A 22,980-nucleotide genomic window follows, 5' to 3' on the forward strand; every position below is an offset into this window, starting at 1 on the left:
GTTTGGGCGGCTGCGGGGGCAGCGGCTGCGGCGGGGGCGGCCTCCGGCGCTTTTTCTGCCGGAGCGGGCGCGGCGGCGGCACCGGCGGCTTCCACCAGCACGATAACGCTGCCTTCCGACACTTTGTCGCCCACTTTCACTTTCACTTCTTTCACCACGCCCGCGGCATCGGCCGGCACGTCCATGGTGGCCTTGTCGGTTTCCAGCGTGATCAGCGTGTCGTCAACGGCGATGGTGTCGCCCGCTTTCACTTCAACGGCAATCACGTCCACATCGCTGTGGCCGCCGATGTCGGGTACTTTGATTTCTACGATCTGACTCATCGTGATATTCCTTTATCAACCGCAGTTTGACGCTGCGGCTTGAATGTTTCAAATGTCTGCCTGTTTTTCAGACGGCCTTAACAACAGGCCGTCTGAAAAACGGCATCAGCGTTTCCAGCTCGGTGCGGTGTCGGTTTTAATGCCGTATTTTTCGATGGCTTGCTGCACGACGGCTTTTTCAACTTTGCCTTGGTCGGCCAGCGCGCTCAGGGCGGCTACGGCAACGTGGCGGCTGTCGACCTCGAAGAAGTCGCGCAGGTTGGCGCGGCTGTCGCTGCGGCCGAAACCGTCGGTGCCCAAAACGTGGTAATCGTTGGGGATATAGGCGCGGATACGGTCGGCAAAGCTGCGGATATAGTCGGTAGAAGCAATCACCGGGCCTTCGCGGCCTTGCAGTTGGCTGGTTACGAAAGGCACTTTGTTTTCTTCCAGCGGGTGCAGGCGGTTGTAGCGTTCCGCTTCGATGGCGTCGCGGTGCAGCAGGTTGAACGACGGACAAGACCAAATATCGGCCTCCACGCCGAAATCGGCTTTGAGCATATCGGCGGCTTTGATCACTTCGTTCAGAATCACGCCCGAACCCATCAATTGCACTTTTTTATCGCCTTTGCCGCCTTCGCGGAGCAAATACATACCTTTGATGATCTCTTCTTCGATGCCTTTGCGCTGCGGCATGGCCGGGTGGGCATAGTTTTCGTTCATCACGGTCAGGTAATAGAACACGTCTTCCTGCTCCACATACATACGGCGCAGGCCGTCTGCAATAATCACCGCCAGCTCGTATTGGAAAGTGGGGTCGTAAGAGAGGCAGTTGGGAATCAGGTCGGCCTGAATATGGCTGTGGCCGTCTTCGTGCTGCAAGCCTTCGCCGTTAAGCGTGGTGCGGCCGGCGGTGCCGCCCACCAAGAAGCCGCGCGCGTGCATATCGCCGGCAGCCCAAGCCAAATCGCCCACGCGTTGGAAACCGAACATCGAATAGTAGATGTAGAACGGAATCATGGGGAAACGGTTGTTGGCATAGCTGGTGGCGGCGGCAATCCAGTCGGCCATTGCGCCCGGCTCGTTGATGCCTTCCTGCAAAACCTGACCGTCGACCGATTCTTTATAGAACATCAGCTGGTCTTTATCCTGCGGGGTGTATTGCTGGCCTTTCGGGTTCCAGATGCCGTATTGGCGGAACAGGCCTTCCATACCGAACGTGCGGCTTTCGTCGGGCACGATGGGTACGATGCGTTTGCCGATTTGTTTGTCTTTCAACAGAGTGGAAAGAATGCGCACAAACGCCATGGTGGTAGAAAACTCGCGATCGCCGCTCGATTGCAGCTGCGTGTCGAACGCTTCCAACGCCGGCACGGGAATGGCTTCGGTGTTGGGGTTGCGCTGCGGCAGATAACCACCCAAAGCCTGGCGGCGCTCGCGCAGGTAGCGCATTTCTTCGCTGTCTTCGGGGAAGCGGTAATAAGGCGGGTTGCCGCTGTCGATTTGTTCGTCGGTTACGGGAATGCCGAAACGGGTGCGGAATTTTTTCAGCGATTCCACATCCATTTTCTTGGCCTGGTGGGCAATGTTCTGGCCTTCGCCCGATGCGCCCATGCCGTAGCCTTTGATGGTTTTCGCCAAAATCAAGGTCGGACGACCTTGCGGGTTGTTTACCGCTTCGTAATAAGCCGCATACACTTTGTGCGGGTCGTGGCCGCCGCGGTTGAGTGCGAAAATTTCCGCATCGGTCATACCGGCCACCATAGCCTTCAATTCGGGCGTGTTGAAGAAGTGTTCGCGCACATAGGCGCCGTCTTTCGATTTATAGGTTTGGTAGTCGCCGTCAACCACTTCGTTCATGCGCTGTTTCAAAGCGTTGGTGGTATCGGCTGCCAACAGGTTGTCCCAGCGGCGTCCCCAAATCACTTTCAGCACGTTCCAGCCGGCACCGCGGAAGTTGCCTTCCAGCTCTTGAATGATTTTGCCGTTGCCGCGCACGGGGCCGTCGAGGCGTTGCAGGTTGCAGTTAATCACGAAAATCAGATTGTCCAAGCCCTCCCGGGCAGCCAGAGAAATCGCGCCCTGGCTTTCCGGCTCGTCCATTTCGCCGTCGCCGCAGAAGCACCATACTTTACGGCCTTTGGTTTTGGTTAAGCCGCGTGATTCGAGATATTTCAAAAAGCGCGCCTGATAAATCGCCATCAGCGGCCCCAAGCCCATAGACACGGTGGGGAACTGCCAGAAATCGGGCATCAGGTGCGGGTGGGGGTAGGAAGACAAACCTTTGCCGTCAACTTCTTGGCGGAAGTTGTCGAGCTGCTCTTCAGTCAAACGGCCTTCCACAAACGCGCGGGCGTAAATACCAGGCGCAACGTGGCCCTGAATAAAGATCATATCGCCTTCTTCACCGTCGCCTTTGGCCTTCCAAAAGTGGTTGAAGCCGACATCATACAGTGTGGCTGCAGACTGGAAAGATGCGATATGCCCGCCCAACTCCAAATCCTTTTTACCCGCACGCAGCACCATCGCCGCCGCATTCCAGCGGATAGCGGCACGGATGCGGTGTTCGATCTCGTGATCGCCCGGCGACTTCTGCTCTTTACCCACGGGAATGGTGTTCAGATAAGCGGTGGTGGCATCGAACGGCATATGCACGCCGCGACGGCGGGTGTATTTGACCAGTTGCTCCAGCAGGAAGTGTGCGCGCTCTTCGCCCTCGCTTTCCAACACCGAGCTTAACGCATCCAGCCATTCCTGGGTTTCAATCGGGTCAACATCTTGAATTTGGGTGGACATATTTATCCCTTCTGTTGAGTGTAAGAATCGGCCTTTTCAGACGGCCTTTCCGTTTTCGTTTATGAAAACCCTGCGTTTGCCGCTTATCGGCGCAAACACGCGGGTAACCTGCAACGCCTGCACGCCGCCGGCCTAAAGCATTAATATATTAATACTTTAGCGGCAAACCGCCCGCACTCGGGCAGCGTTCGGACTGCGCCGCAATATCCATTGCTTAATGCAAAATCCTATCAGCAAACCGTGCCGCTGGCAAATTGCGCTGAATAAGCCTGCAACACTTTCGCGCATATTTTGCGGCCGTTTTGTTCTTTAAAGAAAAATTCAGATTCAAAACCGCCGGTTTATTTTCCTTTTCAATCAATAAATGAACCAAAACGAATATTTTTGCTGTGTAAAAAAACGTTGCGGCAGCTTCTGGCGGAAAACAGGTTTTTCAATATACCCGATTGGAAAAAACCGGCCGGCAAAAGCAGGCCGAATATTGGCAAGCCCCGCCGAAATCCAAACGACGGGGCTTTTGCAAAATTCATGCCGGTATTTAAAAACTCTGCGTCATCTCCGCGCATGGCGGCACATAAACTTTTCAGACGGCCTGAACGAATGCGGCAAAAGTTGCGGTTTGTTTCAAACCGGCACCGTCAATCCGCTTTCGGCGGCGGATTGAAAAACGCCAGCAAGCGGCTGCCGCCCTGCTTCAGGGCTTCGAGGAAAATCGCTACCTCGCGCTCCTGTGCTTCGGGATAGCTCACGGTAAACAGCCAGCCTTCCTTCATCAGCGTGTAGTTAACGCCCAAGCCGCCCGCTGAAGTGGGGGCGAAGGCGAAATTGACGGTTACGGCATCGTCGCCCAAGGTTGAAGTGGAAAGGAAATCGGTGCAGAAAGTTTGGTAACCCGCACTTTTGAAAAAGGCGGGCAGACGACTACCTTTGCGTTTGGCCATCAGTTGCAGGCCAAGCAGGTGGCGGTTGGCGCCCTGCCCCATCTTGGCGGCCTTTACCCGCGCTTTGTGTTCGGCCAGCGCGGCATCAAGCAGAGCCTGAACGGGTTTTTCCTGCAACAGCGAGGCCACAAACGCGAGCGATTCTTCCGACACGGGGCGCACGCATTCGGTGCGGCCGTGGGCGAAATGGCTTGCGTCCACCGCTTCGTAGGTGTTGCGGATGTCGCCGTAAGTGGTTAATTGGGCGTATTGCAGCAGAAACTGCATCAGTGCATCATGGCTCACGCCTTTGGGCACGCTGCCGCCGTTGAACGGGATAACGGTGCTTTTTACGCGCATTTTGCGGGCTTTGGCGGCGTAATCCTGCTGCCATTGCGGCCAACTTTTCTTTTGTGCGGGCGTTAAATGCCAGGCGTGGCGGCTGATGGCGGGGGCGGTTTTCCGGCCTTTGCCGCCGGTTTTTTCCGCCGCCAGCGTAACGATACCTTTTAATGCGCCGCCGTCTTCCCATGTGTGTTCGCAATGCAGAAACAGGCGGCCGGTGGCGGTGTTGTAGCAGAAGGTGGTTGGCTTGTAGCACCAGATGTTTTGCTGCGGTGCAAACGTGGCGCGTGCCAAATCTTCGTCGGCACTCAGGCTTTCTTCGTGGTAAATGCTGATGTGGAACAGGTCGGTTTCGAGGTAATCGGCCAGTTCGGTGTTGTCGTCTTTACTGCGCAGGGCTTTATAGACGCGGGCGGTTTGGTTGCCGCCGAGATAACACGGCACGGCCACGGGGAACGGGTTTTCGACGGTATCGGCCAGAATTTGGGCGATTGCCTGCTGGAAAGTGTCGGGGTGATAGGCTTCGTGGTTATCGTCGAGCGCGGTAATACGGTAATAAAAACCGTTGTGCAGCACGCCGATGTGCCGGCTCGGGGTGTCGGCGATGCGGAAGGTGTCGCAACCGTTTTGCGGCACCCTCGCCGCGCCGCGCAGAATCTGCCATTGCGCCATACACACGGGCGTTTCCTGCGGTGTTACGGGCGCGCTGATGCGGCCGTGGTGGTAGTCGGCGCACACGGCGGCCAGCGCGGCGGCCCATCCGCCCAAATCTTTACCGTGTGTGCGGATATTGAAGCCGACATTGCTCGCCAAAGGCAGCGGCGTACGGATTTTCAAATAGCTTTCCAGCCATGCGTCTATCAGCCAGCTTTTTTCCGATTGCTCGGCGAAATCCTGCAAAGCGGCTTGAAGGCTGCGCCCGCTGCGGGCTTGGAACTGCCGCACGGAAGCGGTTGTGGCGGCATAAGTTTCGTCGTTAAGCAGCGGTTTCACCTGCTTGAGATAGCGGGTGCAGGTTTCGGCAAGGTCGGGCACGGGCAGCACGGGCAGCACGGGCAGCACGGGCTGTTGCGGCATGGTTCTCTCCTTTAGCATAAACGCATGATATTGCAAGGATTGTAGCGGAAAGTAGTTATATTGGTAAGCCCGGTTTTTATTAAAAACAGCCTGCAAATGCTTTCAGACGGCCTCAAAGGCCGTCTGAAACATTAAGCAGAAACGAATCGGGTGATGCACCGTTTGGCTTTATTTGGCGCAGCGGAAACCCAGATTGTTCAGCACAAACTTGGCCTGCAAACTGGTGCGGATGCCGTAGCGCATAAAGGCGGCGTAGTCGCTCGGGTCGGCCGATCCTGCCGATGCGCCGCTGCAAAACATATTGCTGCCGGCCGCCGAGGCGGAGGTGAGCAGGCTGCTGTTGAAATCTTCGGTCCATTCCCAAATCAGGCCGTGCATATCGTGAATGCCCCAATAATTGGGTTTGCTTTGGCCGACATCGCGCAAGCCTTTGCGGCTACCTTCGGCATACCAATCGAGAATGGTGCGGTTATAGCCCGGTTCGGCCGTGCCGTTGATGCGGGTTTGGGAAGCCTGGCCGGCGAATTCCCATTCGTCGATGGTGGGCAGGCGTTTGCCTTGGGCGGCGCAGTAGGCGTGGGCGGCGAACCATGAAACGTTGGTAACGGGCTTGTTCAAATCGCTTTTGAGCGGGGCATAGCCGTTGCCGCTTTTTACCCAATGGCGCAGATAGCCCGGCTCGGCCTGTTTGCTGCTTGCTCTGCCGCGCTGCCATTGCGGGTGTTTTTGCACGAAGGCGGCGAATTGGGCATTGGTAACGGGCAGGGTGTCGAGCTGAAACGCTTTCACGCTGATCATGGGCGTTTCTTTTTTCAGGTAGAGCGGGCGGTATCGGCCGCCGTTCACCTTGGCCATTTCGGCGGCGGCCGCCGTGCCTGCGGCAATCAGCAGGGCACAGGTGAGCAGTCGGGCGGTATTCATGGCTGGCCTCCGTATTTGGTTTTTCAGACGGCCTGAAACGGTATGGCCGTCTGAAAAATATCGGGTTGGTTGTTTGGCAAATATAAAAGCCTGAAGGCCGTCTGAAACGATTCTTTTCAGACGGCCTGTTTGGTTTTACTTACCGCGCTCTTTGGCTACATCGGCCGCATGGATTTGGCCGCCGCCGTTGTTGAAGCTGTTGAGAATATAAGTTAACACGTTGGCGGCATCTTCGTCGTTCAGCGCCACGGCGGGCATCACGCTGTTGTAGTCTTTGCCGTTAACGGTGATTTTGCCGCTCACGCCTTTGAGTATGGCGTGTATGCCGCGTTTGGGGTCGGCTTTCAGATAGTCGGAATTGGCCACCGGCGGGAACGCGCCTTCCACGCCTTTGCCTTCCGCGCCGTGGCAGGCCATGCAGTTGGCGTTATACACGGCTTTGCCGAGCTTGATTTGGTCGTCTTTATTGGCGGCTTTGGCGGGGCCGGCTTTCACTTTCTGCTCTTCTTCGGGCGTTAACGGCACGGTTTGGATGGCGCCTCCCTCGGGCTGATAGATAGCATCGCTGATTTTTCCGGAATAGATTTCTTTGTTTTCAGGCCCTTCCACTTTCAACTGGCCGAGCGCGCCTTTGTTGAATGCGCGGAAGATGGAGTGGTCGACCAGTGTGAAGCTGCCGGGCACATCTAATTTGAAGTCCACAATCGCCGCGCCGCCTGCGGGAACCAGCGTGGTTTGGATATTTTCGTTAATCAGCTTGCCGCCTTCCACATACACTTTGTCGAAAATCTCGCCGATAACGTGGAACGACGATACCAGATTGGGGCCGCCGTTGCCCACATACAGGCGCACGGTTTCGCCCACTTTCGCTTTCAGGGCTTTATCGCCCGCAATCGCGCCCACATGGCCGTTAAACACCACATAATCGGGCTGCTCTTTAATGGCTTTTTCCATATCGAAGGGTTGCAGGCCGGTTTCGCCGTATTTGCCTTTGGTGTAGAAATCGCCCTGCACCACATAGAATTCTTTATCCACTTTCGGCAAACCTTCTTTAGGCTCGACCAAAATCAGGCCGTACATACCGTTGGCGATGTGCATACCCACGGGCGCGGTGGCGCAATGGTAGATATACAGGCCCGGTTGCAGGGCTTTGAAACTGAACGTGGAAGTGTGGCCGGGTGCGGTAAACGTGGCTTCGGCACCGCCGCCCGGGCCTGTGGCGGCGTGAAAGTCCACATTATGCGGCACGGTTGACGAGGGGTGGTTGGAAAACTGCACTTCCACGGTGTCGCCCTCGCGCACGCGGATGAATTTGCCCGGCACATCGCCGCCGAACGTCCAATATTTATAGTCCACGCCGTCGGCCATGGGCATCACTTTTTCAATCACCTCCATTTTCACCACCACTTTGGCGGGGTAGTCGCGGTTAACGGGCGGCGGCACCTCGGGAGCGGAAGTGAGCACGGCATCAATCACCGGCAGCTCGCCCTGCGGGGTTTGGGCATCGGCTTTTTGGGCGGAAGCGGCAGAAGCCTCTGCGGGCTTGCCGGCAGATTGGTCGGCTGCCTGCTGACCGCAGGCGGCGAGAACAAACAATGATGCGATCAGAGCAGCTAAAGCGTGGCGTTTCATGGCGGGTTCCTTTTTTAGAAATGTCCGCTTTTTATCAAGCGGTTTTAGGGTTGGGCAAATTATGTGAGAAGCCCGCCGGCTTGATGTTGATTTACATCAATTGATTCAATTTGTATGAATATTACAAAACATAATCATGCTTTATACCTAGTGTTTTTCAAAAAATATCATACTTTATAACTAGAAAATTTCCCTCCCCTAGCTGTAAAACACCCATATTTTTTGACATATATCCATATTTATCTTTTATTTAGTGAAAATCTCTGTTTCCTTTCGACTATATAGTGTTTATTTTTCACCAACCCGTGCTACAATTTTAACATTCATATTTTATGAATTTTTAAAAACCACTTCCAACCAGAAGAAGGAGCACAAAAATGGGACAGTACAAAAAGCTCTGGTATTCGCTGATTGCGGTGCTGGCGGTTACTTTCTCCATACTCGGCTATTTGGGTGTCGAGGTTTACCGGCAGGTTCCGCCGATTCCGCAGGCTTATGTGAGCGAATCGGGGCAAACCCTGATCACGAAAGACGACGTGCTGGCCGGCCAATCGGCCTGGCAGAGCACGGGCGGCATGGAACTGGGGTCGATACTCGGCCACGGCGCTTACCAAGCCCCCGACTGGACGGCCGACTGGCTGCACCGCGAACTTGAAGCCTGGCTCGACATCGCCGCCGAAAAAGAACACGGCAAAAAATATGCCGATCTGGACAAAGGCGCGCAAGCCAATCTGCAAGCGCGCTTGGCCGAAGAATACCGCAACGGCAGCCGCGTGAACGGGCAGGACCAGGTGGTGCTTTCCGACACGCGTATCGAAGCGGTTAAACGTGTTGCGCCTTACTACATCACGCTCTACGGCGACGACCCGTCGATGATTAAAACCCGCGAAGCGTTTGCCATGAAAAACGGCACGCTGCCAAGCGAAGAAGCGCGCCAAAAACTCACCAACTTCTTCTTCTGGACGGCTTGGGCATCTTCCACCAACCGCCCCGATCACGACGCCACCTACACCAACAACTGGCCGCACGAGCCTTTGGTGAACAATGTGCCGACCACCGAAAACTATATGTGGTCGTTTGCCAGCATCGTGTTTCTGCTGCTGGGCATCGGCCTGTTGGTTTGGGGCTTCTCGTTTTTGAAAAAGCACGACGAAGAACCGGCCGCGCCATCTGAAGACCCTTTATCTAAAGTGCAGCTCACCCCGTCGCAAAAAGCCTTGGGCAAATATGTGTTTTTAACCGTGGCATTGTTTGTGGCACAGGTGTTGCTGGGCGGCCTGACCGCGCACTACACCGTTGAAGGCCAACAGTTTTACGGCATCGACATCTCGCAGTGGTTCCCCTATGCGTTGGTGCGCACCTGGCACATCCAGTCGGCGATTTTCTGGATTGCCACCGGCTTCCTCACCGCCGGCCTGTTTCTGGCACCGATTATCAACGGCGGCAAAGATCCGAAATTCCAACGGGCGGGCGTGAATTTCTTATACATCGCTCTGTTTATCGTGGTGCTCGGCTCATACGGCGGCAATTTTCTGGCGCTGAGCCACGCGCTGCCCGCGCATCTGAACTTTTGGTTCGGCCATCAGGGCTACGAATATCTCGATTTGGGCCGTTTCTGGCAGATTCTGCTGATGGTGGGTTTGCTGCTGTGGCTGTTCCTGATGCTGCGCTGCACCGTAAACGCCTTCAAACAGAAAACCGATAAAAATATGCTCGCGATTTTCGTGGCCTCGATGGCCGGCGTGGGCCTGTTCTATGCACCCGGCCTGTTTTACGGCGAACACACCAGCCTCACCATTATGGAATACTGGCGCTGGTGGGTGGTGCACCTGTGGGTGGAGGGCTTCTTCGAAGTGTTCGCCACCGCCGCGCTGGCCTTCGTTTTCTACAATATGGGTTTGGTATCGCAACGCACCGCCACCGTTACCGCCCTGGTTTCCGCCAGCCTGTTTATGGTGGGCGGCGTGCCCGGCACTTTCCACCACCTCTATTTCTCAGGCACCACCACGCCCGTGATGGCGGTGGGCGCATCGTTTTCGGCTTTGGAAGTAGTCCCCCTGATTCTGCTCGGTCGCGAGGCTTACGAGCATTGGTCTTACCAAAACGCCGCCCCGTGGGCGAAACGCCTGCGCTGGCCGCTGATGTGCTTCGTTGCCGTGGCGTTTTGGAACATGGTGGGCGCAGGCGTGTTCGGCTTTTTAATCAACCCGCCGATTTCGCTCTATTATCTGCAAGGCTTGAACACCACCGCCGTGCACGCACACGCGGCCTTGTTCGGGGTGTACGGCTTCTTGGCGCTGGGCTTCGTGCTGTTGGTGGCAAGCTACATCAAACCGAATGCCGAATTTAACGAAAGCCTGATGACTTGGGGCTTCTGGCTCTTAAACAGCGGCCTGGTGCTGATGATTGCCATCAGCCTCCTGCCGGTGGGTGTGATTCAGGCCTATGCCAGCATCACGCAGGGCTTGTGGTATGCCCGCAGCGAAGGCTTTATGCAGCAGGAACTGCTCGACACCCTGCGCTGGGTGCGCACCGTTGCCGACCTGATCTTTATCGGCGGCGCGTGCTGCGTATCGTGGCAGGCAACGAAAATGGTTTTTGCCCGCAGCAAATAAACCGTTTCGCCCCAACACCCGCAAAGGCCGTCTGAATTTTTTCAGACGGCCTTTTTTGCAGGATGCCGTCTGAAAATGCCTGCGTAAGTTTTTAGACGGCCTCTCCGTCTAATCAAACGTTAAACGTTAAACGATCGTTTGAAACCCAATCAAGAAAACAGAAAATGACGGAAAAACCCAAAACACTCCATTTAAACTTCGCCGACCTTATCGTTTTGAGCCTGATTTTTTTCGGCTACGCCACCGCCGCTTCGCTCTACGGCTATCTGGGCATACTGCAAAGCGGCTACGCCGCGCCCGATTATGCCGCGCTCACCTTCAGCGACCGCGACAACTACAACAGCATCATTATCGAGCTGGTTTCACTGGCAGCCGCCTGGCTGTATCTGCGCCTGCGGCGGTTTGATTTCAAAGCTTTGGATTTTTCCGCCGGCCGCCGCACCCTGCCGCTTGTTGTGCTGCTGATTGTTTGTGCGGGGCTGGCCGCCGATATTTACCAATATCTGCACAGCATCGTTCTGCCCCACCATTACGATTTCCCCCAAACGGCGGAAGCCGCCGCGCAAGCCGCTAACCATCAGTGGCATCTCTCCCTGCCGCTCTTGGCCTTTTCGCTGCTGAACGGCTTTTACGAAGAGCTGTTTTTCTTGGGGCTGGTTTACGCCGTTCCCCGCAAAAACCTGATTTACGCGCTGCCTTTCAGCCTGCTTGTGCGTTTCGCCTTCCACACCTATCAAGGGCTGGCAGGCGCGGCCACCGTTACCGTGTTGGGCTTGGTTTACATACTCTTCCGAAGAAAAATCAAAACCCTAGTGCCGTTTATGCTGGCGCATTCGGTTTTCGACCTGTTCGGTTTGGGCTTATCAGGGCTGTTGTGGGCGTTGTGGGGCTGACAGGTTTGCGCAACAAGCCGATACCTTTCCCCCATCTGCGGCGCATTTCTTCGTTATGTATTTATGCCCTTTAGAGCACTGCCCCCTCGTTTGCCTATCTGCTTGATATGCCTGCGCTCGCTGCGCTGCTACGCCTTGAACTGCATCCACATCTGAGGTTTTTGCAAAGTCTCAAATATCAGGCCGTCTGAAAGCAACCAATCTTTCAGACGGCCTGATTGCCGGCTCCAACCCGGGCCGCAAGCGCATACCGCCCACAGCCTGCCGCCCGTGCCAAAAACAAACTTTTCCGCTATATAATATCGGATATGGATAACCACCTGATATGGCAGCCCCGCCTGCCCGAAAATATTTCCCTTTCCCCGCCGCAAGCCGCCGTGATGCAGGCGCAGTCGCTCACCGCCGCCTTGCGCGGTTTGAACGCCGGTTTCTCCGTGCGCCTGCTGCATTTGGGAAGCAGCGGCTTCGACCGCCTTTTTTCAGACGGCCTGCAAAACAGCACCGCACAAAACTGGTTTGCCCGCGACGTATTGTTGTGTTTGGACGGCAAACCCGTCGTATGGGCGCGCAGCCTGTGCCGGCAAACGTCGGCCAACTGGCTCGGCCTGCTCGACTGCGGCACGCGCCCCCTCGGCGAGCGGCTGTTCGACGGTTCACTGCCCTTAACGCGCTCGCCGTTCGAATATACCGCCCTGCCGCCGCACTATCCGCTGGCAGGTTTCGACGGTCATGCCTCGGTGGCACGCCGCTCGCTGTTTGACTGGCAGGGCGAAACGCTCGGCCTGGCCGAATGCTTTCTGCCCGCGCTGCAAAGTTTTGTTCAGCCCGCTGATGAGTGAGATAGAATTAGATTATAATCGCCTCCACGATACAGGCTGAGACCTTTGCAAAACCGCTATCTGCGGCGCATTTCCGCGTTGTATGCTGCTCGCTCGCTTGCCTAACTCCATGTTATGTCTGCACTCGCTGCGCTGCTACGCCTTGAACTGCATCCACATCTGACGGTTTTGCAAAGGTCTCTGGCCGTTTGGAAACAAGCGGCTTTATCTGTACCGGACGAATTTATAATTAAAGTTACTATCACACATGAACATTAAACGGTTGCTCCTGAAATTTCTGCCCCGCTATGTGGTCGGCAGGCTGGTGATTTACAGCCGGCTGATGCGTATCGAAAAGCCCATCGGCACTTTGCTGCTGCTGTGGCCCACTTTCTGGGCGTTGTGGATTGCCTCGGAAGGCATACCCGACTTCACCATTCTGCTGGCTTTTGCCGCCGGCACTTTTCTGATGCGCAGCGCAGGCTGCGTGGTCAACGATTTTGCCGACCGCGGCATCGACGGCGCGGTAGAGCGCACCAAAACACGGCCTTTCGCACGCGGCTTGGTTTCCACCGAAGAAGCCATACTGCTGGCGCTGATACTCTGCCTGATGGCCGCCCTGTGCCTGCTGCCGCTCAACCGCCTGACCTGGCTGATGAGCCTGCCCGCGCTGTTTCTGGCGGTGAGCTACCCTTTTACCAAGCGTTTTTTCCCGCTGCCGCAGTTTTATCTGGGGCTGGCGTTTTCGTTCGGCATACCGATGGCGTTCGCCGCCGTAACCGAAACCGTGCCGCCGCTGGCCTGGCTGCTGTTTACCGCCAACGTGTTGTGGACGCTCGCCTACGACACCATCTATGCCATGGCCGATAAAGAAGACGATCTCAAACTCGGCATCCGCACCTCGGCCATCACTTTCGGCGATAACGATGTATCCGCCATCATGCTGTGCCATTTCTGGTTCAGCGCGCTGATGGCGGTACTGGGCTGGCAAATCGGCGCAACCTGGCCTTTCTGGATCGTGCTGCCGCTCACGGTTTACTGGCAAATACAGCAATACCGCCAAATCCGCACCCGTGACCGCTGGGTGTGTTTCCGCACGTTTTTAGAAAACAACCGCATCGGCCTGGCCTGGTTTTTGGGCATCGCCGGACATTATCTGTGGCTGTCGCTTTATTCGGCCGTCTGAAAACACTTTCTAAAACCAACCTGCCTTGCGGAACACCCCGCCACGGGCTAGAATCGGGCGTTCCGGCCGGCGGAACAAGAAGCGGCGCGCATTATGGTTTTTTCTCAACAGCCGGCAATTGCGCCGCACCATGCCCGCATTACCCGATTAGGTTTTCTTTTCAAGGCACATCAATATGTTACCCAACCCCGTTTATAATTTTTCCGCCGGCCCCGCCGTGCTGCCCGACGCGGTGCTGCATACCGCGCAAAATGAAATGCTCGATTACAACGGCACCGGCTTTCCCGTGATGAGCATGAGCCACCGCTCCGATGTGTTTATGAGCATTCTCCACCATGCCGAGCAGGATTTGCGCACGCTGCTGGATATTCCCGACAACTATAAAATCCTGTTTCTGCAAGGCGGTGCCAGCTCGCAGTTCAATATGGTGGTGATGAACTTCGCCAACGGATTCAAACGGGTGGATTCGGTGGTAACGGGCAATTGGTCGTCGGTGGCGCACAAACAGATGGGCAAACTTTCCGATGCCGAAATCCATCTGGCGGCCGACGGTAAGGCGTTCGACTATCTCGGCCTGCCGCCCGCAAACACTTGGGATATCGACCGCCGCTCGGCTTTCGTGCATTTCGTGAGCAACGAAACCGTAAACGGCCTGCAATATGGCGAACTGCCCCGATTGGACGCAGATATGCCGCCGTTGGTTTGCGATATGTCGAGCGATATTTTGTCGCGCCGCATCAACGTGCGCGATTTCGGCGTGATTTACGCCGGCGCGCAGAAAAACATCGGCCCGGCGGGCGCAACCGTGGTGATCATCCGCGAAGACCTGCTCGAACGCTGCTCCGATCGCGTGCCCGACGTGTGGAACTACCAAACCCACATCAACCGCCAAGGCATGCACAACACGCCCGCCACTTATCCCATCTATATCGCCGGGCTGGTGTTCCGCTGGCTGCTGGCGCAAGGCGGCGTGGCGCAGATAGAAACGGTGAACGCGCTGAAAGCCGCCAAACTCTACGACGCTATCGACGGCAGCGGCGGTTTCTATATCAACAACATCCGCCCCGGCGCACGCTCGAAAATGAACGTGGTGTTCGGCACGCAAAGCCCCGGGCTTGACCAACGCTTCGTGCAGGAAGCCGATGCCGCCGGCCTGAAACTGTTGCAGGGTTATAAATCGGTGGGCGGGATGCGCGCCAGCATCTACAACGCCATGCCCCTGCAAGGCGTGGAAGCGCTGGTTGGCTTTATGCAGGATTTCCAACGCCGCTACGGCTGATTGAGCCTTAAATGGATTCAGGCCGTCTGAAATGTTTTCAGACGGCCTGATGTTTTGTGAATCATGTCCAACCGCTACCGTTAACGCAGCTGCGGCAACACGCTCAAAATGGCGGAAAGCGCCGCTTCGCCCAAACGCAGCGAGCGTTGGCCGTTCCAGCCGAAGTCGTCGTCGGGCAGGTTGTCGTTGTCTTTGAACGGCATCTCCAGCGTGTAGGCCAGGCATTTGAACTGTTCGCCCACCCAAGCGGTGGCCATGGTCATATTGGCTTGGCCGGGCGCGTCTTTCGCGTAGCCGTGTTCGTCTTGGAAATCGGGGCTGGCGGCGGCGAAGGCGTTTTTGAAGCGTATTTCCAGTTCGGCGATGCGGCCGTTATACGAGGGCACGCCTTCGGTGCCCGCCACAAACACGAAGGGGATGGTTTCGTCGCCGTGGATATCTAAAAACAAATCCACGCCGGTTTCGAGCATTTTTTCGCGCACATAATAAACTTCGGGGCTGCGCGCCACGGTCGGGTTTTGCCATTCGCGGTTGAGGTTGGCGCCGGCGGCATTGGTGCGCAGGTTGCCGCGCACGGAGCCGTCGGGGTTCATATTGGGCACGATGTAGAATGTGGCTTGGTCGAGCAGCGCGCGGGCGGTGGGGTCTTGCGGGTCGAGCAGGCGCGCGAGCAGGCCTTCCACGAACCATTCGGCCATGGTTTCGCCGGGGTGCTGGCGGGCGGTTACCCACACTTTCAAATCGCTGGCGGCCTGATTGCCGATGGTGAGCAGGTTGATGTCGCGGCCTTCCACGGTGCTGCCCAAGTCATCTATCTGGCACAACCCGCTGCCTTGCGCGTCGCCGAGCAGGTTGAGGTGCTGCTCATGGGAATACGGCTCGAAATAGGCGTAATACACGCTGTTGGCCAGCGGCGTGTGCTCGATGGTGAGCACGCCGTTTTCGTAGCGGGTGGGCACGCGGAACCAGTTTTGGCGGTCGTAGGAAGCCACGGCCTGATATTCCTCCCAACCTGCCGGATAGGCGGCGGAAGCGGCATTTTCAAAGTGCATCACGCAATTCTGATAAGCCGCGCCCTGTAGGCGGAAATAAAACCATTGGGCGAAATCGGAAGCGTTGTCGGGGCGCAGTTGCAGGCGGATATCGGCGGGGTTTTCCGCATCGATTACGATTACGGCGCCGGCATCGAACTGGGTGCTGATTTTCATGTGGATTCCTGTTTAGGCTTGGTAGGCAGACTCAAAGCGCTTATTTTAAACCGTTTGGTGTTTGATGTCTTTAAGAAGCAAACAGGCCGTCTGAAACCTTTTCAGACGGCCTGAACGGATTTTGCAAAGGTTTCCCCCTCCTTATTGCCAATCATACCCGGGCTTGTTTTAAGGACAGGGATTGCTGATTTCGGCGTGTACGGCATCCACCGCTTCGAGCACGTCGTCCGGCAATACCACTTCGGCGCTGGCGATGTTTTCGCGCAATTGCTCCAACGTGGTGGCGCCGATGATGTTGCTGGCCACAAAAGCCCTGCCGGTTACGAAGGCCAGCGACAGGGCGGTGAGGCTCAAACCGGCGTCTTCGGCGATTTTTGCGTAGCGTTCCACCGCCGCGAAACCTTGCGGCTTGGTATAGCGTTTGAAGCGCTCGAATAAGGCCAAACGGCTGTTTTCCGGCATGGCGCCGTGGCGGTATTTTCCGCTCAACACGCCGAAGGCCAGCGGCGAATAAGCCAGCAGCGGAATGTTTTCGCGCAGTGAAATTTCGCTCATGCCCACTTCGTAGCTGCGGTTGAGCAGGTTGTAGGGGTTTTGCACCGAGGCGGTGCGCGGCAGCTCGGGGTTTGCTTCGTGCCGGTTCAGATAGCGCATCGTGCCCCACGGGGTTTCGTTGGATAATCCGAACGCGCGGATTTTCCCCTGCCGTACCAGTTCGCCCAAGGTATCGACAATTTCGTTTATCGGGGTGAACCGTTCGTTTTCGGCCAGCGCCGACACGCCGAGTTTGCCGAAAAAGTTTACCTGCCGCTCCGGCCAGTGCAGCTGGTATAAATCGAGATAATCGGTGTTGAGCCGTTTGAGGCTGGCTTCGCAGGCTTCGATAATCTGCGCGCGCGAAAAATCGTTGCCGCCGCGGATGTAGCTGTCGAGGTTATTGGCTCCGGTGGGGCCGGCGACTTTGCTGGCCAGCACGAAATCATCGCGCCTGCCCCGCCGTTTGATCCAGTTGCCGATATATTGTTCGGTGCGGGTGTAGGTTTCTTGGCACGGCGGCACGGGATACATTTCGGCGGTGTCGATAAAGTTTATGCCGTTGGCCAGTGCATAATCCAGCTGTTCGTGCGCCTGCGCCTCGGTGTTTTGTTCGCCCCAGGTCATGGTGCCCAAGCAGATTTTGCTGACCATGATGCCGCTTTTGCCGAGTTCGCGCTTTTCCATACGGTTTCCTTTCGTTTGATTTATGGTGAATTAAAGCAATGATTTGATTTCGCCTTCTATCGAAAGCGGGGCAACTGCGGGCGCGAAGCGGTTTACAACCCTGCCGTTGCGGTCAACCAGAAACTTGGTGAAGTTCCATTCGATATCGCCCGCTTCGCGCTTGCTGCCGAGTGAGGCCAGCTTCAACAAAGCGCCTTTTATGCCGCCCCCGCCGCTGTCGTGCGGTTGCTGCGCTTTCAGGTAGCGGTATAGCGGGTGGGCATCGGCGCCGTTCACATCGATTTTGCCGAAAATCTTAAACTGCGTGCCGAATTTGGTTTGGCACACCTGCTCGATTTCGCCGCCGGACTCGGGTGCCTGATTGCGGAACTGGTTGCAGGGGAAATCGAGAATTTCCAAACCCTGCGCGGCATAGCGGGTATAAAGGGTTTGCAGCTCGCTATATTGCGGGGTAAGGCCGCAGCGGGTGGCGGTGTTGACAATCAGCAGCACTTTTCCGGCATAGCCGGATAAGGCCACATCATTGCCGCGTGCGTCTTTCATCACGAAATCATAGAGTTGGGCCGTCATGTTTGTCCTTTCATTCGTCGGCGCAGGGCTGCACCAGCACCCACGGCGCCACCACCACCGCCCACATGGCTTGGTTCGCGGCCAAAAAGCGGCGCGCCTGATCTTCGCTAACCACACCGAACCTGCCCTGTTTCATCAGTTCGCCCAATGCGGCGGCATCGTCGTCGGCCATCAGGCGGGCGGTGTGGATCAGATCCAGATCGGCGCTCACATACACCGCTGCGCCGCGTGCGAAATGCGGTTGCAGTTCGTTCCATGAAATGCGGGCGGTTTCAAGGTTAAGTTTGCTGTTGAGCAGGTTGTCGTTCATGCTTTTCCCTGAGAATGTTGAAACGGTTGGAGGTTATTGTACGCCATTTACCGTTTCAGACGGCCTGCGTTTTACAAATATAATGTTATACAGTATCATTTGCGCTTTTCAGCCTTGCGCCTAAGGCAAGGCCGTCTGAAAGATTTTTTAAGCATGAATTCCATTTTACTCACCGGCCTCGCCCAGCGCCTGCTGCTGGCCGCCGCCGCCCTCGCCCTGCTGTGGGGCGCTTATTTCTGGGCGGTGGCATGAGCATTCTGGTTGAAAACCTCACCGTAAGCTACCGCCGCCGGCCGGCCGTCCACCATTTGAACACCGAGTTCGCCGACGGCTGCATGTGCGCCATTTTCGGCCCCAACGGGGCGGGCAAATCCACTCTGCTCAAGGCGGTGATGGGCTTGCTCAAAGCCGACACCGGCACCGTGCGCCATGTCGGTTTGCGCCGCCAAGACATCGCCTACCTGCCGCAGCAGTCGGATATCGACCGCAGCCAGCCCATCAGCGTGTTTGAGCTGGCGGCGATGGGGTTGTGGTATGAGATCGGCTTTTTCGGCCGGGTTAACGCCGCCCAGCGCACACGGGTGATGGAAGCATTGGAACGGGTGGAAATGGCCGACTTTGCCGGCCGCCAGATTGCCCATCTTTCCAACGGCCAGTTCCAGCGCGTTTTGTTTGCGCGCATGTTGGCGCAGAATGCGAAATTTCTGCTGCTCGACGAACCGTTTAACGCGGTGGACGCCAAAACCACTTATGCCCTGCTCGACGTTTTGCGCCGCTGCCACGGCAACGGCCAGTCTGTTGTGGCGGTGTTGCACGATTACGAGCAGGTGCGGGCTTATTTTCCCGAAACGCTGCTGATTGCCCGCGACAAAATCGCCGAAGGCGCCACCGAAAAAGTGTTAACCGACACCTTTCTGCAACAGGCCAATGCCGCCATGCAGCGGCACGAAACGGCCGATTGGTGCGAAACGGCCTGATTTCGAAGCCTTTGCAAAACCTGTTTTCAGACGGCTTCAAACAGATTAAGGCCGTCTGAAAACCGCCCGCCGTATCCGATAAACCGCTGCCTGAACGTTTCAGACGGCCTCTGATTACCAATATGAATTTTTACGAATTAATCATCGGGCCGTTTGCCGAATTCGACTTTATGCGCTATGCGCTCGCATCGGTGGTGTGTCTGGCGTTCAGCGCCGCGCCGGTGGGCGTGTTTCTGGTGATGCGCCGCATGAGCCTGATCGGCGATGCCTTAAGCCACGCCGTGCTGCCCGGCGCCGCCATCGGCTATATGTTTGCCGGATTGAGTATGCCCGCCATGAGCGCGGGCGGTTTCGCGGCGGGGATGCTGATGGCGCTGCTTGCGGGTTTGGCCAGCCGCTTCACTTCGCTGAAAGAAGATGCCAACTTCGCCGCCTTTTATTTAAGCAGCCTGGCCATCGGCGTGGTGCTGGTGAGCAAAAACGGCAGCAGCGTCGATCTGCTCCACCTGCTGTTCGGCTCGGTGCTGGCCGTGGATTTGCCCGCGCTGCAACTGATTGCCGCAGCCGCCAGCGTTACCATCGTGGCTTTGGCCGTGATTTACCGCCCGCTGGTGCTCGAAAGCATAGACCCGCTGTTTTTAAAGTCGGTAAACGGCAAAGGCGGCTTTTGGCATGTTTTGTTTTTGGTGCTGGTGGTGATGAACCTGGTGGCGGGCTTTCAGGCTTTGGGCACGCTGATGTCGGTGGGGCTGATGATGCTGCCCGCAATTACCGCGCGCCTGTGGGCGAAAAATATGGGCATGCTTCTGCTGTTGTCGGTGCTGACCGCTTTGGTGTGCGGCTTCGGCGGGCTGCTGTTTTCGTATTACATCGAAATCCCTTCCGGCCCCGCGATTATCCTGTGGTGCGGCGCGTTTTATCTGGTTTCGGTGTTGCTCGGCCTCGAAGGCGGCATCATCCCGAAATGGCTGCGCCATAAAAAACACCGCCGGGCTTGAATCTTAGGGCGTGCTATCGAGGGCGTTGCGGCGGTATGTTTGGTTAAAATCCACCTCACAAGCCTGCCGACGACACGCCCGGGCAATCTTTTCAGACGGCCTACCCTGTTAAACAGGCTTTAACCGCCAATTTATATGTTACGTTATATCAAAAGGAGTTTACGATGAAACATTGGAAAACCGGCCTGATCGCCGCATTCGTATCCGGCAGCCTCTACGCCGCCCCCATGAACGTGGTTGCCAGCTTCAGCATTTTGGGCGACGTTGCCAAGCAAGTAGGCGGCGAGCGTGTGGCCGTGCAAAATTTAGTCGGCCCCGACCAAGATTCGCACGCCTACCACATCACCAGCGGCGACATCAAAAAAATCCGCAGCGCCAAACTGGTACTGATGAACGGCTTGGGCCTCGAAGGCGGCGACGTACAACGCGCCGTGAAGCAAAGCAAAGTGCCCTACGCCGAAGCAGCGGCAGGCATCTCCGCCCTCAAAGCCCTCGAAGGCGGCCACGCGCACGACCACGGTCATGATCACGGCCACGATCACGGCGAATACGACCCCCACGTTTGGACCGACCCCGTGCTGATGCAAACCTACGCCCAAAACGTTGCCAACGCCCTGATTAAAGCCGACCCGCAAGGTGCGGCCTATTACCGCCAGCGCCTTACCGCCTACCAGGGCGAGCTGAAAAAACTCCACGCCGACACGCAAAAATCGTTTGCCGCCATCCCGAAAAACCAACGCAAAGTGCTCACCGGCCACGACTCTTTCGCCTATATGGGCAAACGCTACAACATCCGCTTTATCGCCCCGCAGGGCGTGAACACCTCTGCCGAACCGTCAGCCAAACAGGTGGCGGCCATCATCCGCCAGATCAAGCGCGAAGGCATCAAAGCCGTGTTTGCCGAAAACATCAAAGACACCCGCATGGTTGACCGCATCGCCAAAGAAACCGGCGTGAAGCCCAGCGGCAAGCTCTACTCCGACGCGTTGAGCAAAAACGCCTCTGCCAACAGTTATGTGAATATGTACCGCTACAACGTGCGCGCATTGAGCGATGCCATGAAATAAACCTTGTTTGGCAGGCAACCGTTCAGGCCGTCTGAAAACAAATACCGCACTGTTTGTTTTCAGACGGCCTGATTAGCATGTTGAAACCTTTGCAAAACTCATTGAGGCCGTCTGAAACGCTTAAATACCGTCATGCTCGGGCTTGGTCCGAACATCTTTTTGTTTTGTTGGAAGAAATAACAAATGCGCGGGTCAGGCACAAGTATGACCGCAAAGATATAAAAACGGAGACCGGCAAAAAATTCAATCAGGCCGTCTGAACAACAAACAGTATTTGTTGTTCAGACGGCCTGATTAGTATGTTATCAATACATTCCGGTTTAACAACCGGCTGGGCTTAACGCCCTGCCAGCAAAGCCAGCAGTTTGTCGTGGATGCCGCCGAAGCCGCCGTTGCTCATCACCAGAATATGGTCGCCAGGCCGGGCTTCCGCCGCCACCGCCGCCGTAAAGGCATCGAAATCTTTGCCCGTGTGCAGCTTGCCGCCCAGCGGGGCGAGCGCGTCGGCCACGTCCCAATCGACGCCACCGGCATAGCAAAACACGCGGTCGGCTTCCTTCAGGCTTTCAGGCAGCGCGGCTTTCATGGTGCCGAGCTTCATGGTGTTGGAACGCGGCTCCAGCACGGCCAGAATGCGCGCCTCGCCCACTTTCTGACGCAACCCGGCCACGGTGGTGGCAATGGCGGTGGGATGGTGGGCGAAATCGTCGTAAACGGTGATGCCGTTGGCCTCGCCTTTGATTTCCATGCGCCGTTTCACGTTTTTAAAGGCGCTCAGGGCTTCGCAGGCCGTCTGAACTTCCACGCCGGCATGGCGGGCGGCGGCAATCACGGCCAGCGCGTTCATACGGTTGTGTTCGCCCATCAGGCTCCAAGCCACCCGCCCTGCCGGTCGGCCGTGCAGCAAAACATCGAACGAGCCGTCGGCCGCCACGCCGCCAGTCTGCCAACCCGATGCCGTGCCGAAGGTTTCAACGGGGGTCCAGCAGCCTTTGTCTAAAGTGTCTTGCAGGTTTTGCTCGGTGCCGTTGCTGACAATCAGGCCGTCTGAAGGAATGGTGCGTACAAGGTGGTGGAATTGGGTTTGGATGGCGGCCAGGTCGGCGAAAATATCGGCGTGGTCGAATTCGAGGTTGTTCAGAATCGCTGTGCGCGGACGGTAATGCACGAATTTGGAGCGTTTGTCGAAAAACGCGGTGTCGTATTCGTCGGCTTCGATCACAAAAAACGGCGACTGCGAATGCGGGTCTTGGCGCGGCGCTTGCGGCAGGCGGGCAGACACGCTGAAATTCTGCGGCACGCCGCCGATAAGGAAACCCGGCGCCAAACCGGCGTATTCGAGCACCCATGCCAGCATCGAAGCGGTGGTGGTTTTGCCGTGCGTGCCGGCCACGCCCAGCACCCAACGACCCTGCAACACGTTTTCGGCCAGCCATTGCGGGCCGGAAACATACGGCAGGCCGCGATTCATCACCGCTTCCACCACTTCCATGCCGCGTTTGGCCACATTACCGATCACATAAACATCGGCGGGGAAACTATCCAGCTGCGCGGCGTCGAATCCTTCGTGCACGCCTATGCCCAAGGCTTCGAGCTGGGTGCTCATCGGCGGATACATTTTGGCGTCGCAGCCGGTTACTTTAAAGCCCGCTTCTTTGGCTATCGCCGCCACGCCGCCCATAAAGGTGCCGCCGATGCCGATAATGTGGATGTGTTTCATAGCTGGTTTTCTGTGCGCAAAAAACGTGATTATATAGCGAATCGGCATCACATTCGGCCTCTTCCGGTGATTTTTCCGCCCAGCCCCGCCGTTTCGCGCAAAGCCACCCCGACGGCATAAGCAAA

At 56.7% G+C, this 22,980-nt stretch carries 18 protein-coding genes and 3 pseudogenes; 11 read left to right on the forward strand and 10 right to left on the reverse strand.

Annotated elements, in window-relative coordinates; all coding sequences use genetic code 11:
- Both NQ012_RS06735 and aceE read right to left on the reverse strand, forming a co-directional pair.
- Positions 1–323: biotin/lipoyl-containing protein (locus NQ012_RS06735; RefSeq protein ID WP_306440828.1), on the reverse strand; the 323-nt coding region annotated here is incomplete at its 3' end.
- Between the two features lie 105 nt (positions 324–428).
- Positions 429–3,098, reverse strand: coding sequence for a pyruvate dehydrogenase (acetyl-transferring), homodimeric type (gene aceE / locus NQ012_RS06740; RefSeq protein ID WP_257066834.1), 2,670 nt, complete (start codon positions 3,096–3,098; stop codon positions 429–431).
- 364 nt (positions 3,099–3,462) lie between these two features.
- On the opposite strand from aceE, the gene NQ012_RS06745 reads away from it, so the two are divergent.
- The gene (locus tag NQ012_RS06745) at positions 3,463–3,762 is read left to right on the forward strand and encodes a hypothetical protein (protein ID WP_257066835.1); all 300 of its coding nucleotides are present in this window, start codon (positions 3,463–3,465) and stop codon (positions 3,760–3,762) included.
- On the opposite strand, the gene NQ012_RS06750 is transcribed toward NQ012_RS06745, so the two are convergent.
- The 3 genes from NQ012_RS06750 to nirK all read right to left on the reverse strand — a co-directional run bounded on the left by NQ012_RS06750 (position 3,737) and on the right by nirK (position 7,993).
- A complete protein-coding gene (locus NQ012_RS06750; RefSeq protein ID WP_257066836.1) occupies positions 3,737–5,440 on the reverse strand; it encodes a choline/carnitine O-acyltransferase in 1,704 nt (567 codons plus the stop codon). The two genes, NQ012_RS06745 and NQ012_RS06750, sit on opposite strands and share 26 nt — an antisense overlap.
- A 168-nt stretch (positions 5,441–5,608) precedes the next feature.
- Positions 5,609–6,361 carry a formylglycine-generating enzyme family protein gene (locus NQ012_RS06755; RefSeq protein WP_257066837.1) on the reverse strand — a complete coding sequence of 251 codons (753 nt, stop codon included), beginning with the start codon at positions 6,359–6,361 and terminating at the stop codon, positions 5,609–5,611.
- Positions 6,362–6,496: 135 nt separating this feature from the next.
- On the reverse strand, positions 6,497–7,993 hold the full coding sequence (nirK, locus tag NQ012_RS06760) for a copper-containing nitrite reductase (protein WP_257066838.1): 1,497 nt from the start codon (positions 7,991–7,993) through the stop codon (positions 6,497–6,499).
- A gap of 377 nt (positions 7,994–8,370) precedes the next feature.
- On the opposite strand from nirK, the gene NQ012_RS06765 reads away from it, so the two are divergent.
- The 7 genes and pseudogenes from NQ012_RS06765 (at position 8,371) to serC (ending at position 14,784) form a co-directional block, all read left to right on the forward strand.
- A complete protein-coding gene (locus NQ012_RS06765) occupies positions 8,371–10,608 on the forward strand; it encodes a nitric-oxide reductase large subunit (RefSeq protein ID WP_257066839.1) in 2,238 nt (745 codons plus the stop codon).
- 164 nt (positions 10,609–10,772) lie between these two features.
- Positions 10,773–11,501 (forward strand): CPBP family intramembrane glutamic endopeptidase, encoded by a 729-nt coding sequence (locus tag NQ012_RS06770; protein ID WP_257066840.1) that lies wholly within the window; start codon positions 10,773–10,775, stop codon positions 11,499–11,501.
- A gap of 20 nt (positions 11,502–11,521) precedes the next feature.
- Positions 11,522–11,692, forward strand: a pseudogene (locus tag NQ012_RS13060) (lipoprotein signal peptidase).
- 117 nt (positions 11,693–11,809) lie between these two features.
- Positions 11,810–12,340 (forward strand): chorismate--pyruvate lyase family protein, encoded by a 531-nt coding sequence (locus NQ012_RS06775; RefSeq protein ID WP_257066841.1) that lies wholly within the window; start codon positions 11,810–11,812, stop codon positions 12,338–12,340.
- Positions 12,341–12,385: 45 nt separating this feature from the next.
- Positions 12,386–12,598 (forward strand): annotated as a pseudogene (locus NQ012_RS06780) (lipoprotein signal peptidase).
- Positions 12,588–13,505, forward strand: coding sequence for a 4-hydroxybenzoate octaprenyltransferase (ubiA, locus tag NQ012_RS06785; RefSeq protein WP_257066842.1), 918 nt, complete (start codon positions 12,588–12,590; stop codon positions 13,503–13,505). The pseudogene NQ012_RS06780 and the gene ubiA overlap by 11 nt, the downstream one beginning before the upstream one ends.
- A 175-nt stretch (positions 13,506–13,680) precedes the next feature.
- Positions 13,681–14,784 (forward strand): phosphoserine transaminase, encoded by a 1,104-nt coding sequence (serC, locus tag NQ012_RS06790; RefSeq protein WP_257066843.1) that lies wholly within the window; start codon positions 13,681–13,683, stop codon positions 14,782–14,784.
- Positions 14,785–14,864: 80 nt separating this feature from the next.
- Here serC and NQ012_RS06795 read toward each other — a convergent pair whose 3' ends face one another.
- From NQ012_RS06795 to NQ012_RS06810, 4 genes are all read right to left on the reverse strand, one after another.
- Complete coding sequence (locus NQ012_RS06795) at positions 14,865–15,992, reverse strand: M14 family metallopeptidase (protein WP_257066844.1); 1,128 nt, start codon at positions 15,990–15,992, stop codon at positions 14,865–14,867.
- 168 nt (positions 15,993–16,160) lie between these two features.
- Positions 16,161–17,213: an NADP(H)-dependent aldo-keto reductase gene (locus NQ012_RS06800; protein WP_257066845.1), complete on the reverse strand. Its 1,053-nt coding sequence runs from the start codon at positions 17,211–17,213 to the stop codon at positions 16,161–16,163.
- Positions 17,214–17,243: 30 nt separating this feature from the next.
- Positions 17,244–17,783, reverse strand: a complete 540-nt coding sequence (locus tag NQ012_RS06805; RefSeq protein ID WP_257066846.1) for a glutathione peroxidase — start codon at positions 17,781–17,783, stop codon at positions 17,244–17,246.
- A gap of 10 nt (positions 17,784–17,793) precedes the next feature.
- Entirely contained in the window at positions 17,794–18,093 is a 300-nt protein-coding gene (locus tag NQ012_RS06810) for a DUF2288 domain-containing protein (RefSeq protein WP_257066847.1), read from the reverse strand.
- A 344-nt stretch (positions 18,094–18,437) separates the two neighbouring features.
- Here NQ012_RS06810 and NQ012_RS06815 point away from each other — a divergent pair.
- From NQ012_RS06815 to NQ012_RS06825, 3 genes and pseudogenes are all read left to right on the forward strand, one after another.
- Positions 18,438–19,070: pseudogene (locus tag NQ012_RS06815) on the forward strand (metal ABC transporter ATP-binding protein); the annotation flags it as partial.
- A 122-nt stretch (positions 19,071–19,192) separates the two neighbouring features.
- On the forward strand, positions 19,193–20,068 hold the full coding sequence (locus NQ012_RS06820; protein ID WP_257066849.1) for a metal ABC transporter permease: 876 nt from the start codon (positions 19,193–19,195) through the stop codon (positions 20,066–20,068).
- 164 nt (positions 20,069–20,232) lie between these two features.
- Positions 20,233–21,135, forward strand: a complete 903-nt coding sequence (locus NQ012_RS06825; RefSeq protein WP_257066850.1) for a metal ABC transporter solute-binding protein, Zn/Mn family — start codon at positions 20,233–20,235, stop codon at positions 21,133–21,135.
- Between the two features lie 337 nt (positions 21,136–21,472).
- Here the strand turns inward: NQ012_RS06825 and mpl are convergent, their stop codons facing one another.
- Positions 21,473–22,855, reverse strand: a complete 1,383-nt coding sequence (gene mpl, locus NQ012_RS06830; protein ID WP_257066851.1) for a UDP-N-acetylmuramate:L-alanyl-gamma-D-glutamyl-meso-diaminopimelate ligase — start codon at positions 22,853–22,855, stop codon at positions 21,473–21,475.
- Positions 22,856–22,980 lie beyond the last annotated feature (125 nt).

The sequence above is a fragment of the Neisseria dentiae genome, from assembly GCF_024580525.1.
GTDB lineage: Bacteria > Pseudomonadota > Gammaproteobacteria > Burkholderiales > Neisseriaceae > Neisseria > Neisseria dentiae_A.

Bases quoted from the DNA above. Each gene is read 5' to 3' on its own strand.
- NQ012_RS06805 (WP_257066846.1), bottom strand. From the start codon at position 17,783: ATGACGGCCCAACTCTATGATTTCGTGATGAAAGACGCACGCGGCAAT.
- NQ012_RS06765 (WP_257066839.1), top strand. From the start codon at position 8,371: ATGGGACAGTACAAAAAGCTCTGGTATTCGCTGATTGCGGTGCTGGCG.
- mpl (WP_257066851.1), bottom strand. From the start codon at position 22,855: ATGAAACACATCCACATTATCGGCATCGGCGGCACCTTTATGGGCGGC.
- NQ012_RS06775 (WP_257066841.1), top strand. From the start codon at position 11,810: ATGGATAACCACCTGATATGGCAGCCCCGCCTGCCCGAAAATATTTCC.
- NQ012_RS06750 (WP_257066836.1), bottom strand. From the start codon at position 5,440: ATGCCGCAACAGCCCGTGCTGCCCGTGCTGCCCGTGCTGCCCGTGCCC.
- serC (WP_257066843.1), top strand. From the start codon at position 13,681: ATGTTACCCAACCCCGTTTATAATTTTTCCGCCGGCCCCGCCGTGCTG.
- NQ012_RS06745 (WP_257066835.1), top strand. From the start codon at position 3,463: ATGAACCAAAACGAATATTTTTGCTGTGTAAAAAAACGTTGCGGCAGC.
- nirK (WP_257066838.1), bottom strand. From the start codon at position 7,993: ATGAAACGCCACGCTTTAGCTGCTCTGATCGCATCATTGTTTGTTCTC.
- NQ012_RS06820 (WP_257066849.1), top strand. From the start codon at position 19,193: ATGAATTTTTACGAATTAATCATCGGGCCGTTTGCCGAATTCGACTTT.
- NQ012_RS06770 (WP_257066840.1), top strand. From the start codon at position 10,773: ATGACGGAAAAACCCAAAACACTCCATTTAAACTTCGCCGACCTTATC.
- ubiA (WP_257066842.1), top strand. From the start codon at position 12,588: ATGAACATTAAACGGTTGCTCCTGAAATTTCTGCCCCGCTATGTGGTC.
- NQ012_RS06800 (WP_257066845.1), bottom strand. From the start codon at position 17,213: ATGGAAAAGCGCGAACTCGGCAAAAGCGGCATCATGGTCAGCAAAATC.
- NQ012_RS06810 (WP_257066847.1), bottom strand. From the start codon at position 18,093: ATGAACGACAACCTGCTCAACAGCAAACTTAACCTTGAAACCGCCCGC.
- NQ012_RS06795 (WP_257066844.1), bottom strand. From the start codon at position 15,992: ATGAAAATCAGCACCCAGTTCGATGCCGGCGCCGTAATCGTAATCGAT.
- NQ012_RS06825 (WP_257066850.1), top strand. From the start codon at position 20,233: ATGAAACATTGGAAAACCGGCCTGATCGCCGCATTCGTATCCGGCAGC.
- NQ012_RS06755 (WP_257066837.1), bottom strand. From the start codon at position 6,361: ATGAATACCGCCCGACTGCTCACCTGTGCCCTGCTGATTGCCGCAGGC.
- aceE (WP_257066834.1), bottom strand. From the start codon at position 3,098: ATGTCCACCCAAATTCAAGATGTTGACCCGATTGAAACCCAGGAATGG.